The organism is Vulcanococcus sp. DEBay_Sum22DG08_74 (assembly GCF_017852955.1).
Taxonomy (GTDB): domain Bacteria; phylum Cyanobacteriota; class Cyanobacteriia; order PCC-6307; family Cyanobiaceae; genus Vulcanococcus.
Map to the genome: position 1 here is coordinate 1 of NZ_JAFMKL010000009.1, position 11594 is coordinate 11594.

An 11594-nucleotide genomic window follows, 5' to 3' on the forward strand; every position below is an offset into this window, starting at 1 on the left:
GCAGAGACGGCAAAGTCTCGACGCGAGCCCCCCGCAAGGGGGGCTTTTTTGTTGCTGTTCGCTGCCCGGAAGCCCTGCGAAGGTCCCTGGCGGTGGCAGCATCGCCGCAACCTGTGGAAACCGATGGTTGCCGGCCCCGCCGACCCGCCGATCTCCGGGAACGGCGATCCGATCTCTGAGGAGGAGGCCCTGCGTCGTCTGCGCCTGAGCGATGACCCCTCCGCCCAGTACTACGCCGCCTGGTGGTTGGGCCGCAATCGCAGCAGCCATCCCGATGCGGTTCCGCTGCTGCAGGAGGCCCTGCGCCAACGCCGTCCCCGAGATGCCGGCGCCGGTGTGGAGGAGAACGCCGTGGCCCGCAATGCCGCCCGGGCCCTGGGGAAGCTGGGGGGGGCGGCCGAGGCCGCCATTGACGATCTGCTGGCGACCCTGGAGGACGAGGACGATGGTCTGCGGGAAGCCGCGGCCCGCTCCCTGGGCGAACTGAAAGCCCGGCGTGCTGTCCCTGCTTTGCAGCGGCGTCTGGCCAGTGGTCCTGCGGTCGCTGGCGCGCAGCGCAGCGGCACCCCCCGCTTGCAGGAACCCTGCGAAGCGCTCCTGGAGGCCCTCGGTGAGATCGGTGAGGGATCCGCTGAGGTGGTGGCCGTGATTGAACCCTTCGTGCAGCACGAGCGTCCCCTGATCCGCAGCGCCGCCTGCCGCGCCCTACTCCAACTCACCCAGGAGCCCCGCTGGGGAGAGCAGCTCCTGGCGCTGCTTCAACACCAGCAACTGCAGGTGCGCCGCGCGGCCCTGATGGATCTGGGGGGCGCGGGCTGGCGGCCAGCCCTGCCGGCCATTGCGGCGACCCTGGCGGAGAACAGCCTCAAGTTGATTGCCCTGCGCGGTTTAGTGGAAAACCAGGACGCTGGGGCTCCCTCCCAGTTGGATGCCTCCACGGTGGCGGTGTTGGAGGCCATGGATGACCTGCTCTGATCCCGCCATGACGTCGATGTCAATGAGCCCCTCCCAGGTGGCTGAGTTGGTGGAGGCCGTGCGCCGCGCGGACAGTGCCTTGGGTCTGCTTCAGGCCACCCAGGCCTTGGCCGCCAGCGCCCATCCCGATGGCGCGGCCTGTCTGGTGGAAATCCTTGGTTTCAATAACCCTGGAGCGGCAGTGGCCGCCGTCGATGGCCTGGTGGCCATCGGTACCCCGGCGGTCGAGACGATCCTCTCCAACATTGACGGCTACAACTACGGCGCCCGGGCCTGGGCCGTCCGCGCCCTCGCGGGCATCGGTGATGTCCGCGGCCTTGAGGTGCTTGAGGATGCCCTGGGTAAGGACATTGGTCCGAGCGTCCGTCGTGCCGCAGCCCGCGGGCTTGGGCAGTTGCGCTTGGAGGCCCTGAGCGCTGAAGAGCGCAGCGCCAGCCTGAGCCGCTGTTTGGCTGTTCTTCTCGATGGCTGCCGAGACGGTGAATGGGTGGTGCGCTACGCCGTCATCGTCGGTTTAGAGCATCTGGCCAAGACCTGGTTCACGGCCCTTCAGGCCTCTGATCAGTTGGCCCTGCGCCAGGCGCTGCGGCAGCTCCAGGACAACCCTGAGGAGGAAGCGGCGGTGGTGCAGCTGCGCGCTGCGCTCGCCCTGCAGCGGCTGGAGGAAGCCCATGGCTGAACAACGATTGCTCTTTGTCTGCCTCGGCAACATCTGCCGCTCGCCTGCCGCCGAGGGGGTCTTTTTGCACCTGATCGCCCAAGCGGGTCTGGAGGACCGCTTCGTGGTCGACAGTGCCGGCACCGGCGGCTGGCACGTCGGTCACCCAGCGGACCGGCGTATGCGCGCCGCCGCCGAGCGCCGCGGCATTCACCTCCCCAGCCGCGCCCGCCAGATCGAGTTGGCCGACTTCAGCAGTTTTGATCGCATCCTGACGATGGATGACGACAACCTGCAGGCCGTTCGCGCCCTCGCGGCGGAGCTGGGCTCCCGCCCCGGTTTGGCCCTGGTGGAACCGATGACCAGCCATTGCCGCCGCTTTGGCGACCAGGAAGTCCCTGATCCCTATTACGGCGGTGAGCAGGGCTTTGAGCACGTCCTCGATCTGCTCGAGGACGCCTGTTCAGGCTTGCTGGAGACCCTGACGCGGGACTAGTTGGGGTCTGGCCAGGCGTCGTGGGGAACGCGCTCGCGGAACAGATCCACGAGCCGCTGAATCACCGCGTCGATGGCCAGGCCATCGGTGATCAGCTCAAGGGCATCCTCCGCCTGGGTCAGGGGGGCCACGGCCCGGGTGGAGTCCAGGTGATCGCGCTCGGCAATCTGCGCTTCCAGATCCGCCCGTTCCGGCACCTCAAAACCACGCTCTTCCAGATCGAGGGCCCGGCGCCGGGCCCGCTCGCTCACGGTGGCGGTCAGAAAGACCTTGAGTTCGGCATCTGGGAATACGGCCGTGCCGATGTCGCGGCCTTCCGCCACCAGGCCGCCGCGCGCGCCCATCGCCTGTTGCTGCTGGGTCAGGGCCTCGCGCACGCAGCCGTGGGCTGCAACGACAGAGACCTGGGCCGTCACCTCCGGGGAGCGGATCGCATCGGTGACATCCACGCCATTGACGCTCACCCGTTGACCACTGGAGGTGCTGCTGAGCTGCAGATCGAGATCGGCCAGGAGAGGAGCGACCTCCTCAGCCTTGCTGGGGTCGACAGCGCGGTCCCGCACCAACCAGGTCACGGCGCGATACATCGCCCCGGTGTCCAGATAGATCAGCCCCAGCCGTTCGGCAAAGGCTCGGGTCACGGTGCTTTTGCCGGCGCCGGCAGGGCCATCGATGGCAACGATTGGGGCTCGGCTCATGAGAAAGACGTGGTCAATCAGTCGGCTGGGGCCGCAGTGGGCAGCCACCGCCAGCAGGGTCAGTCCCCCCAGACGGGGTTGGGCCTGGAGGCTCTGGGGCTTCAGCGCCTCCACATAGTCCACCACCATGCCGGCCTCCTCCAGGGCCCGTTGGACCTCCGCTTGCACTGGCGCGAGCTCGAGCTCCGGCTGCCCGAGGCAGCGCTGGGCGGCTCTCTGCAGCGCCTGGGGCAGGGCGGAGGCGCGCTGGCGCTCGTCGCTGGAGAGGTAGCGATTGCGGGAGCTCATGGCCAAGCCATCGGCCTCGCGCAAGGTGGGGCAACCCCAGACCTGAACCGGCAAGCCCAAATCCTGGACGACGCTCTTGAGGATCTGCAGTTGCTGCCAGTCCTTCTCGCCCAGCAGCAGAACCTGGGGGCGGATCAGGGCCAGCAGGCGTACGACGACCGTGGCCACCCCATCGAAATGTCCGGCTCGGTGTCGGCCGCAGAGTCCCGCTTGCAGCGAAGGCCGCGGTTGTACGCGGGTGAGTTCACACTCCCCCTGGGGATAGACCTCTTCCACACTGGGTGCGAAAAGGGCGTCGGCTCCGGCTTGCTGGGCGATCTGCAGATCAGCTTCTAGGCAGCGCGGGTAGCGGGCGAAGTCCTCGTTGGGGCCGAACTGCAGCGGGTTCACGAACACGCTGGTCAGCACCAGTGGGTTGCAATCCACTGGGGTTGGCTGCTTGGCCCGGCGGATCAGGCTGGCGTGGCCCCCATGCAAGGCCCCCATCGTGGGGACGCAGTGCAAGCTGCGATCAGCGCAGGCCCGGCGCCAGGCCTCGAGTTCGGCGCGGGTTCGCAGCAGCTGCACAGCGAAGGGTTGAATCCCTACTGAGCTTGCAGCACCTCAAGCTTCACCTGGGCGATACCGCTGGAGATCAGACCCAGCTGACTGGCGGCACCGTGGGCGAGATCGATGACCCGGCGGCCATGGAAGGGGCCTCGGTCGTTGATGCGAACGATGGCGCTGCGGCCGTTCCAGAGGTTGGTCACGCGGACCTTGGTGCCGAAGGGCAGGGTCCGGTGCGCCGCGGTCAAGGTGCCGGGGCGGAAGAGTTCGCCGTTGGCGGTGCGATTGCCGTAGAAACCGGGGCCGTACCAACTGGCCTCACCGGTGCTGACGGAGCGAACCGCGATCGGAAGAGCCGGCGCGGCGGGCTTCTTCAGGGTTTCGGACTCAGCTCCTGGGGTCTCGACGTTCCGCAGGGCAACCGACTTGGCCGCTGGGATCTCAGGGATCGCAGGGCTCTTGGTGGCCAAGACCGGATTGGCGTTGCTGCTGCCGGAGAGCAGGAGTGCGAATCCGCCGAGTAGAGAAAGACGACGCATAACAACCGGAACACCTAGTCGCGAAGCGGCGACTGGTTGGATTGCAACTCGTTGGAATCAGCGTCAAAAACGCGAGGTTTCTGTAGCTGATGCGCTGAGGTGTTCCTTGGAACTGAGAAGGTCTGGCAAAAGTTAGTCGGACTTGCATCAACGTTCCCTGATATTTCGGCGTGGTCGTATTCATCAGGATTGGCAATCTCACTGGGAAACACTCTTCCCGCCTGGGTTGAGCGACAACGCGCTGCGACTCTTTAATCAGCAGGAGTCATGGCTTTCATCAGTGCGACTGATTGAAATGTGGTGCAATTTTGGAATTGTCCACTTGTTTTTGGGTCTTGGGGGTGGCTGACGGGGCAGGATCAGAGAAGTGATCGGCCGTCTAGGGCATGGACTACCGCACCGCTGGCGTTGATGTGGTGGCTGGGCGCGCCTTTGTGGAGCGCATCCGCTCGAGTGTTGAGTCCACCCGCCGACCTGAGGTGGTCGGCGGCCTGGGCGGGTTTGGCGGGCTCTGCCGAATTCCTGAAGGGATCAAAAAGCCCCTGTTGGTCTCCGGGACCGACGGCGTCGGCACCAAGTTGGAGTTGGCCCAGGCCCACGGCCGTCACCACGGCGTCGGCATCGATCTGGTCGCCATGTGCGTCAACGATGTGGTGACCAGCGGCGCCCAGCCCCTGTTTTTCCTGGACTACATCGCCACCGGAAAGCTCACGCCTGAAGCCATGGCGGAAGTGGTGGAGGGCATTGCCGATGGCTGTCGCCAGAGCGGCTGTGCCCTGTTGGGGGGTGAGACCGCAGAGATGCCTGGCTTTTACGGGCCTGGTCGCTACGACCTCGCCGGTTTTTGTGTGGCTGTGGTCGATGAGGATGACCTGATTGATGGCAGCCGCGTCCAGGCCGGTGATCGCATCGTTGCTGTGGCCAGCAGCGGTGTGCACAGCAACGGCTTCAGCCTGGTGCGCCGCATCCTCGAGGCCCATGGAGTGACCGCTTCCACCCCGCTGGAGGGGGCTGGCCTGCCGGTTCTCGATGCCCTGCTGGAGCCGACCGTGCTCTACCCGGCACTGGTGCAGCGGCTCCTCCAGGACGGGTTGGCGCTCCACGGCATGGCACACATCACGGGGGGCGGGCTTCCGGAGAACCTCCCGCGGACCCTGCCTGCCGGTGTCCATGGCCGCATTGACCCGGGGAGCTGGGAGCGCCCCGCGCTCTTCCGCTGGCTGCAGGAGAAGGGCGAGGTCCCAGAGCGGGATCTTTGGAACACCTTCAACTTGGGGGTGGGGCTGGCGCTTGTGCTGCCTGAGGCTCAGGTGGAGCGGGCGATCGCGGTCTGCCAGGAGGCGGGGCACCGCGCCTGGCTGCTGGGCAGTGTTGAGGCCGGCGAGGCTGGGGCAGAGCCCTTGGCGGGTTTGCCGTATTGAACCGGCGGCCTAGACCTGCCAAATTGCTTCAGTCATGCACGAACAAGGCACCTTCTCCTGAGTTGTTGCCTAGGTTCCGCGCAAGCTGTTTTGTGGTTGTTCCGTAATTCAGTTCTATTGGCCGTTGTTCAGATTTCTTTCTGTTCAAGGTTCTGTTGTTTATAGGGTTGTTTGAGATGTCTTTCAACGCGCAATCTTCTGCTGCATTTGTAGGTAACTCCGGGCGAATCACCCGCCGCCGCAGCTCCGCTGGACCGGTTGCCCCCAATCGTCCCCTGCGCCGCGAGCCCTACTCCGGTCGCAGCAACGTCCGGCCCACCTTCTTGACCCTGAGGGACCACGGCAAGGTTTTCGTTGCTGACCTCCCTCGCCTCTCCGATGGCCAGCTCGCCCATGTGGGCAAGGAAGCCAAGGAGGTGATGGAGAGCCTCTGCCGGCGCCTTGAGGAACTCGATCAACAGCTCAGCCTCAACCCCCAGGAGCAGGAGACGCGCATTCGTGCGGCCACCAAGCGGGATGTCACGGATCGCTTCATCCGTGCCGTTGAGGAGGAGCAGGAGCAGCGCCGGACCAACCCGGCCCTGAAGGCTGCGGCTGGCGAATCCTTGGCCCGCGCCTTCCTGGAGATCGCCCGGCACCGTCTGCCTGGTGCCACCTTTGATTCGCTGCTGCAGGAGGCGCTCTCCGCCTGTGACGAGGGTGCGTCTGAGCCTGAGGAGGTCACGCCGCCTGAGCCGGTCGCGCCTGAGCCCCCCCGGGCTCGTGTCGTGCCGATGGTCCGTCGGATCGAAACCCCCCAGGCACCGGAGCGTGAGCAGATGACCGTTGTGCTCACCCCCGATCCCTCCCCTGAAATGGGTGGTGACTAGGCCTCAGGCGCTCTGAAAGGGATTGGCAGGCATGCGCGCGGCCGCGAGGGCATCGAGGCTGCGCCGTTCATCGCTGCTCAAGCTCCAGCTCCGGGCCGCCGCGGCTTGCTCAACTTGATCGCTGCTTCTGAGCCCGGGGATCGGCATGGCCCCATGGGCTCTGCACCAGTTCAAGGCCACAGCCCCTAAGCCCCCCGGCCTGCCGTTGGCGATCTCCTCCATGGTTTGGCGCAAGGGGGCCAGGGAGCTCTCGAGGCGGCGGAAGAGGCTGCCGCGCGTTCCTTGGGGCAGCGGTCTGGGGTCCCCAGCGCTGCGGCCCAACAGGCCGAGGGCCAGGGGGCTGTAGGCAATGAGCTCAATTCCCAGCTCCTGGCAGGTGTCCACGATCCCCCCGTCTGCAAGGGGTTGTGGGGCCAGCAGCGAGAACTGCACCTGCAGGCTGCTGATGGGAATTCCTCGTTCTTGGAGTGTCCGGTGGATGGTTCGCAGCCGCTTGGGCCCCACGTTCGAGAGCCCCAGGCTGGGGACCGCTCCGCTCTCCACCAGGTCCGCCAGGCCATCGATCAGCGCCGGTTCCTGCCAGGGGGCGTAGCGGGCGGTGCTCCAGTGCAGCTGCACCCGTTTCATTTGGCCCTGCAGGCGCCGCTGGGAGGCGGCAAAGGCCCGGTCGTAGCCCCGCCGGCCCAGGCGCCAGGGGAAGGGGGCCAACTTGGTGGCAATGCAGAGCTGCTGGCGCTCGTCGGGGGTGGCGCGCATGGCGAATTGCCCCAGCAGCATCTCGCTGCGGCCATTCAGTCGGCCGGTCCCGTAGGAGTCCGCCGTGTCGAAGAAGCGAAAGCCCAGTGCCAGGCAACGCTGAAAGGTTTGCTCCAGCCGAGCGTCGTCCCGCTGCGGGTCATAGCCCCAGAGGAACTGGTTGCCCCAGGCCCAGGTGCCAACGCCGATGCCCGGTTGGTCCGCCTCACTTGTCATGATCGAGCCATCGCGGACTTGCACTGTGCTGAATTCTCTGCCCAGCCCGGCTGCCCAGACCAGCGATCCGCCGCCCCAGGCTGAGGAGTCCGCGCCCGCGCGCCAGGAGCAGGATCCGGTGCTCTGCGGTCACTGCGGCCGCACGGCCAGCAATGGCTTGGTCTGTATCGGGATGTGCGTGGCGGATTCCGGCTATTGAGCGTGGCGCGTCTGCTGCTGGTGGCCCTCTGCCTCGGCGCCGCTGCTCCCGTGCTGGCGGCTGAGGAGAAGCAACAGGGTTTTGGGCGTTGGCAGGTGGAGCCCAGGCGTTGTGAATTGACCCTGTTTGGCCAGGCTCCAGGGCCCTGCAGCAGCGTGCGCCTGGATCAGCGCAACCCATCGGTGCTGCGCTTCAGTTGGATGGCGCCTGTGCCCCAGCAGGACCTGCTCCAGGAGGTGAGTTTTGTGGGGGAGCGGGCGAGCTCTGGGCAGCCCCTGCGCTGCAGCGATGGTGTCTGCAAGCTCGATGGCTCCGTGCTGCTGCGCGTGCGCTTGTTGCGCCTCGCCCAGTTCAACCCCCGCGGTCTGGTGGTGGGCTTCCCGAAAACCTTCCCGGTGGCTGGCACCTGTGACATCGATGGCCCCCAGGCCCGTTGCGATGCGCAGACGCAATTCGGCGAACGCTGGTCAGCGGAAGCCGATCTGCCCTGACCCGCGAGCGCGATTCAAAGGCGGCACCCAGATTCGAACTGGGGGTAAAGGATTTGCAATCCTCTGCCTTACCACTTGGCCATGCCGCCGCTTGGGAGCAAACTCCCAGGGACGGATCGTATCAGTCACGGGATGCCTGGCCGCCTGCTGGTCCTGAGCAACGGCCATGGGGAAGACCTGATCGCCCTGCGGGTCATCCAGGCCTTGAAGCAGAGGCGCCCCGAGATCGAGGTGGCGGTGCTGCCGATGGTCGGAGAGGGTGCCGTCTACCGGGGGGCTGAGGAGCAGGGGCTGCTGCGCCGGGTGGGGCCGCGCCGTCAACTGCCCAGCGGTGGCTTCAGCAATCAGAGCCTGAGGGGGCTCCTGGCGGATCTTGGCGCTGGGGTTCTGGGCTTGACCCTGCGGCAGTGGCGCTTTGTGCGCCGTTGGGGCAAGGCGGGTGATCCCGTTTTGGCGGTGGGGGATCTGCTGCCCCTGCTGCTGGCCTGGTCTGGCGGCGGGCCCTATGGCTTCATCGGCACCCCCAAGAGCGACTACACCTGGGCCGGCGCGCCGGGGATCGCGGCCCTGTATCACCGGCTCAAGGGCAGTGAGTGGGACCCCTGGGAATGGGCTCTGATGGCAGGCCCCCGCTGCCGTCTGGCGGCGATGCGGGATCGCCTGACGGCGCGGGGGCTGCGGCGCCATGGCGTAGCGGCCATTGCCCCGGGCAATCCAATGATGGACGGCCTGGATCTGGGGACCCTGCCGCTGGCCCTGCGGGATTGGCGGCGTGTCTTGCTGCTGGGCGGCAGTCGTATGCCCGAGGCGGCGGGCAACCTCAAGCGCCTGCTGGAGTCCCTCGCCTTGGTGCCCAGCGGGGCTCCCCTGCTGGTGTTGGCGCCGACCGGCTCACGCCCGGCTCCCCATGAATGGGAACCGCTGCTGCTGGACCTGGGCTACGAGCCCATCGAGCCTCCAGAGGCCCTGGCGGAGCTGGGGGCGGCCGCGGCCTGGGCCTGCGGCCGCCGCTTGTTGTTGATTGGCCCCGGTTGTTTTTCGCGCTGGGCCTGTTGGGCGGAATTGGGCCTGGCCTCTGCGGGAACGGCCACAGAGCAGCTCGTTGGACTCGGGATTCCGGCGCTGTCGTTGCCTGGCCCCGGGCCCCAGTTCAAGCAGGGGTTTGCGGAGCGCCAGAGCCGTTTGCTCGGCGGTGCCGTGGCGGTCTGCCGCTCTTCTGCCGTCCTGGCGGAGCGGGCCGAGTTGCTCCTGGGTGACCCGGGTCTCGCCCGGCAGCTGGGGGCCATCGGGACCCAGCGGATGGGGATGGCGGGCGGCAGCGTTGCCCTCTCGCGGGCGATCGAGGAGCGCCTATTGGGGAGCGCGGACGGCGCAACGGGATGATGGGGGCTTGATCAACCGCCGCGTTGCTTCGCCCCTATGGCAGCTCCCCAGGACAAGGACTACGCAAAAGCCTGCGGACAGCTCGCCAGTGCCTTGAGCATCAGCCTGGCTTCGGCCCGCCGCAAGGTGGATCTGGTGGCGGCCAAGGAGGGAGTGCGCGACAACGAGGGGCGTCTGCTGATCGCCCAGCGCCTCCTGCTGGAGGCCCAGGGCGTGGGCCAGGAATCCCGCCAGCTCCTGGATGTGCTGCTCGAGGCGGTGAAGGAGGAGGAGATGTATCTCGGGGATGACTGAGCCCCTTCCTTAAGAGCGGTGCTCAAAGATCGCGCCGAAGCGGCCGCGATCCAGATCCGAGATCACGGGGATGCAGGCAAAGCAGCGCTGGGCCAGATCCAGCCGCTCTTCGCGCACGAGCATCTCGATCAAGCGGGCCCGGGCGGCTAGGAGATAGCGCACGTCATTGGCGGCATAGGCCAGCTGGGACTCGCTCAGTTCCTCAACCCGTCCCCAGTCACTGCTCTGGGCCCCTTTGTCGAGTTCGACGTGGCAGAGCTCGTTGACCAGGTCCTTGAGGCCGTGGCGGTTGGTGTAGGTCCGGGCCAGGCGACTGCCGATCTTGGTGCAAAAGATGGGGCTGACGTGGATGTCCAGGCCTTCAGCGAGGGCGGCGACGTCGAAGCGGGCGAAGTGAAAGACCTTCTCGATGCCGGCTGCTTCCATCAGCTCTTTGAGCAGGGGTGCCTCGGTTTGGCCGCGGTGGATGCGAATGCAGCAGACGTTGTCGTGGTCGTCGCTGATTTGCACCAGGCAGAGGCGATCGCGGCCGTGGATCAGGCCCATGGCTTCGGTGTCCACCGCGAGTGCGCTGGAGGCCCCGAGTAGGGCGCGCCACTCAGGGTTCAGATCGTGATCCAGGACGGCAAAGCGAGCAGGGCTCGATCCCGCGGCAGGGGCGGAGACGGCGGAGGCGGCGCTGCTCAAGGGGGGATGGTTCAACTGCGATCCATCGTCGCGGACCGACGGCAAATCTCAAGATCATCTGTCGCTTTTGCGTATCAAAGTGAGATCGCGCTAGCAGTTGGTCAGCGCGTGGCCCCTCTCCTTCAATGCGTTCTCGTCCCTTGCCCCCACGGCCTGGTCTGGAGTCCATTCGGGCCTTTTTTGAGCGTCCGCCTGTCCAGCACTTGAGTTTGGAGTTGGCCGTCTGCTGGATTTTGGAGCGGCTGCTCGAGGCCGACACCTACCCGACGGCCCTGATGCAGGACCTCTCGGCCTCCCATCCCAAGTTGCGACTGTCGGAGACCGTGTTGCAGCAGGCCTTGGGCTTTTTGGATCAGGACGGCACGATCGCCAGTTACGCCCAGCGCTGCCCTAGCCGCGGGCGGCCGCGGCGGATGTTGCATCTTCTCGAGACCCGGCGCGGCGACGCTGAGCAGTTGATGCCGCCATGGCGCCACTGGCTCGAGGAGAATGAGCGAAATCTTCACGCCAGCAGCCATGCCCCAGGCCCTGGGCTCCACCCTGCCCCTCACCCTGCTGCTGGTTGTCGGTCTGGTGTTCTTTCTGCGGGCCGCCAGTAAGGACCGCACGACCGTTGTTGAAATCCGCTCCTCGAAGCCTCCGCTCGAGGTGCTTCCGGCCCTGGCGGAGTGGCTGAAGGGGCGCGGCTGGGTGGCCGAGGAGGCCAACCCGGAGCGCCGTTTGCTGAAGTTCTCCGGTCAGGTGGAGGCCAGTGGCGCCTTGGCGCTGTTGCTCTCTGTGCTGGGAGGGGTCGGTGCGGCCTGTCTGGGCCTGGTGCTCTGTCAGCTGTTGCCCGCCCTGGCCTGGTGGCCCCTGCTCTTGACCCTGCTGGGTCCCTTGGCTGGGGTGGTCTATCGCCGCCGCGCGGCGCGGGCTGAAACCGTGGAATTGCGCCTGATCAGCCACGACGAGGCCACCGGCAGTGCGCTGCAGATGCGGGCCCATCGCGATGAGTTGATCGCCCTGGAGCAGGAGATGGGGCCCCAGCTGGGACTCTTTGGTGTGGGCGATCTGTTGCATTCGCCGATCTGAGCCAGGA

At 66.6% G+C, this 11594-nt stretch carries 15 protein-coding genes and 1 tRNA gene; 11 read left to right on the forward strand and 5 right to left on the reverse strand.

All coding sequences use genetic code 11. The features are described from left to right. Positions 1 to 123: 123 nt before the first annotated feature. The 3 genes from QZ184_RS02425 to QZ184_RS02435 are packed head-to-tail and all read left to right on the forward strand — an operon-like array spanning position 124 to position 2129. Positions 124 to 975 carry a HEAT repeat domain-containing protein gene (locus QZ184_RS02425; protein WP_247476216.1) on the forward strand — a complete coding sequence of 284 codons (852 nt, stop codon included), beginning with the start codon at positions 124 to 126 and terminating at the stop codon, positions 973 to 975. A gap of 7 nt (positions 976 to 982) precedes the next feature. Continuing rightward, a complete protein-coding gene (locus QZ184_RS02430) occupies positions 983 to 1654 on the forward strand; it encodes a HEAT repeat domain-containing protein (protein ID WP_296416086.1) in 672 nt (223 codons plus the stop codon). Beyond that, positions 1647 to 2129 (forward strand): low molecular weight protein-tyrosine-phosphatase, encoded by a 483-nt coding sequence (locus QZ184_RS02435; protein ID WP_010314797.1) that lies wholly within the window; start codon positions 1647 to 1649, stop codon positions 2127 to 2129. Before QZ184_RS02430 ends, QZ184_RS02435 begins: the two co-directional genes overlap by 8 nt. Here QZ184_RS02435 and QZ184_RS02440 read toward each other — a convergent pair. Both QZ184_RS02440 and QZ184_RS02445 read right to left on the reverse strand, forming a co-directional pair. Continuing rightward, the gene (locus QZ184_RS02440) at positions 2126 to 3682 is read right to left on the reverse strand and encodes a bifunctional pantoate--beta-alanine ligase/(d)CMP kinase (protein ID WP_296417995.1); all 1557 of its coding nucleotides are present in this window, start codon (positions 3680 to 3682) and stop codon (positions 2126 to 2128) included. The two genes, QZ184_RS02435 and QZ184_RS02440, sit on opposite strands and share 4 nt — an antisense overlap. A 17-nt stretch (positions 3683 to 3699) precedes the next feature. Then, complete coding sequence (locus QZ184_RS02445) at positions 3700 to 4200, reverse strand: septal ring lytic transglycosylase RlpA family protein (protein ID WP_296416088.1); 501 nt, start codon at positions 4198 to 4200, stop codon at positions 3700 to 3702. Positions 4201 to 4586: 386 nt separating this feature from the next. Between QZ184_RS02445 and purM the strand changes: the two genes are divergently transcribed. After that, positions 4587 to 5621: a phosphoribosylformylglycinamidine cyclo-ligase gene (gene purM / locus QZ184_RS02450; RefSeq protein WP_010314803.1), complete on the forward strand. Its 1035-nt coding sequence runs from the start codon at positions 4587 to 4589 to the stop codon at positions 5619 to 5621. Between the two features lie 176 nt (positions 5622 to 5797). Next, a complete protein-coding gene (locus tag QZ184_RS02455) occupies positions 5798 to 6490 on the forward strand; it encodes a 2-hydroxyacyl-CoA dehydratase (protein ID WP_050778426.1) in 693 nt (230 codons plus the stop codon). A 3-nt stretch (positions 6491 to 6493) separates the two neighbouring features. Here the strand turns inward: QZ184_RS02455 and QZ184_RS02460 are convergent, their stop codons facing one another. Beyond that, on the reverse strand, positions 6494 to 7462 hold the full coding sequence (locus QZ184_RS02460) for an aldo/keto reductase (RefSeq protein WP_296417997.1): 969 nt from the start codon (positions 7460 to 7462) through the stop codon (positions 6494 to 6496). Between the two features lie 25 nt (positions 7463 to 7487). Between QZ184_RS02460 and QZ184_RS02465 the strand changes: the two genes are divergently transcribed. Together QZ184_RS02465 and QZ184_RS02470 are read left to right on the forward strand one after the other, a co-directional pair. After that, positions 7488 to 7661 (forward strand): hypothetical protein, encoded by a 174-nt coding sequence (locus QZ184_RS02465; protein ID WP_247479684.1) that lies wholly within the window; start codon positions 7488 to 7490, stop codon positions 7659 to 7661. A gap of 2 nt (positions 7662 to 7663) precedes the next feature. After that, positions 7664 to 8152 (forward strand): hypothetical protein, encoded by a 489-nt coding sequence (locus QZ184_RS02470; RefSeq protein ID WP_296417999.1) that lies wholly within the window; start codon positions 7664 to 7666, stop codon positions 8150 to 8152. 18 nt (positions 8153 to 8170) lie between these two features. Here QZ184_RS02470 and QZ184_RS02475 read toward each other — a convergent pair. Beyond that, positions 8171 to 8241, reverse strand: a tRNA-Cys gene (locus QZ184_RS02475). Between the two features lie 43 nt (positions 8242 to 8284). Between QZ184_RS02475 and QZ184_RS02480 the strand changes: the two genes are divergently transcribed. Both QZ184_RS02480 and QZ184_RS02485 read left to right on the forward strand, forming a co-directional pair. Next, positions 8285 to 9535, forward strand: a complete 1251-nt coding sequence (locus QZ184_RS02480) for a lipid-A-disaccharide synthase-related protein (protein ID WP_296418002.1) — start codon at positions 8285 to 8287, stop codon at positions 9533 to 9535. 36 nt (positions 9536 to 9571) lie between these two features. Next, positions 9572 to 9829, forward strand: coding sequence for a hypothetical protein (locus QZ184_RS02485; protein ID WP_010314843.1), 258 nt, complete (start codon positions 9572 to 9574; stop codon positions 9827 to 9829). 9 nt (positions 9830 to 9838) lie between these two features. Here QZ184_RS02485 and QZ184_RS02490 read toward each other — a convergent pair whose 3' ends face one another. Beyond that, entirely contained in the window at positions 9839 to 10516 is a 678-nt protein-coding gene (locus tag QZ184_RS02490; protein ID WP_247479674.1) for a ribonuclease D, read from the reverse strand. Positions 10517 to 10656: 140 nt separating this feature from the next. Between QZ184_RS02490 and QZ184_RS02495 the strand changes: the two genes are divergently transcribed. Beyond that, positions 10657 to 11115, forward strand: coding sequence for a Pex protein (locus QZ184_RS02495; RefSeq protein WP_363155080.1), 459 nt, complete (start codon positions 10657 to 10659; stop codon positions 11113 to 11115). Next, positions 11033 to 11587 (forward strand): cofactor assembly of complex C subunit B, encoded by a 555-nt coding sequence (locus tag QZ184_RS02500; protein WP_010314849.1) that lies wholly within the window; start codon positions 11033 to 11035, stop codon positions 11585 to 11587. Before QZ184_RS02495 ends, QZ184_RS02500 begins: the two co-directional genes overlap by 83 nt. The last annotated feature ends 7 nt before the right edge of the window (positions 11588 to 11594 follow it).

Coding starts and splice junctions, on each gene's coding strand:
- QZ184_RS02425 (WP_247476216.1), top strand. CDS start 124: ATGGTTGCCGGCCCCGCCGACCCGCCGATCTCCGGGAACGGCGATCCG.
- QZ184_RS02430 (WP_296416086.1), top strand. CDS start 983: ATGACGTCGATGTCAATGAGCCCCTCCCAGGTGGCTGAGTTGGTGGAG.
- QZ184_RS02435 (WP_010314797.1), top strand. CDS start 1,647: ATGGCTGAACAACGATTGCTCTTTGTCTGCCTCGGCAACATCTGCCGC.
- QZ184_RS02445 (WP_296416088.1), bottom strand. CDS start 4,200: ATGCGTCGTCTTTCTCTACTCGGCGGATTCGCACTCCTGCTCTCCGGC.
- purM (WP_010314803.1), top strand. CDS start 4,587: ATGGACTACCGCACCGCTGGCGTTGATGTGGTGGCTGGGCGCGCCTTT.
- QZ184_RS02455 (WP_050778426.1), top strand. CDS start 5,798: ATGTCTTTCAACGCGCAATCTTCTGCTGCATTTGTAGGTAACTCCGGG.
- QZ184_RS02460 (WP_296417997.1), bottom strand. CDS start 7,462: ATGACAAGTGAGGCGGACCAACCGGGCATCGGCGTTGGCACCTGGGCC.
- QZ184_RS02480 (WP_296418002.1), top strand. CDS start 8,285: ATGCCTGGCCGCCTGCTGGTCCTGAGCAACGGCCATGGGGAAGACCTG.
- QZ184_RS02485 (WP_010314843.1), top strand. CDS start 9,572: ATGGCAGCTCCCCAGGACAAGGACTACGCAAAAGCCTGCGGACAGCTC.
- QZ184_RS02500 (WP_010314849.1), top strand. CDS start 11,033: ATGCCCCAGGCCCTGGGCTCCACCCTGCCCCTCACCCTGCTGCTGGTT.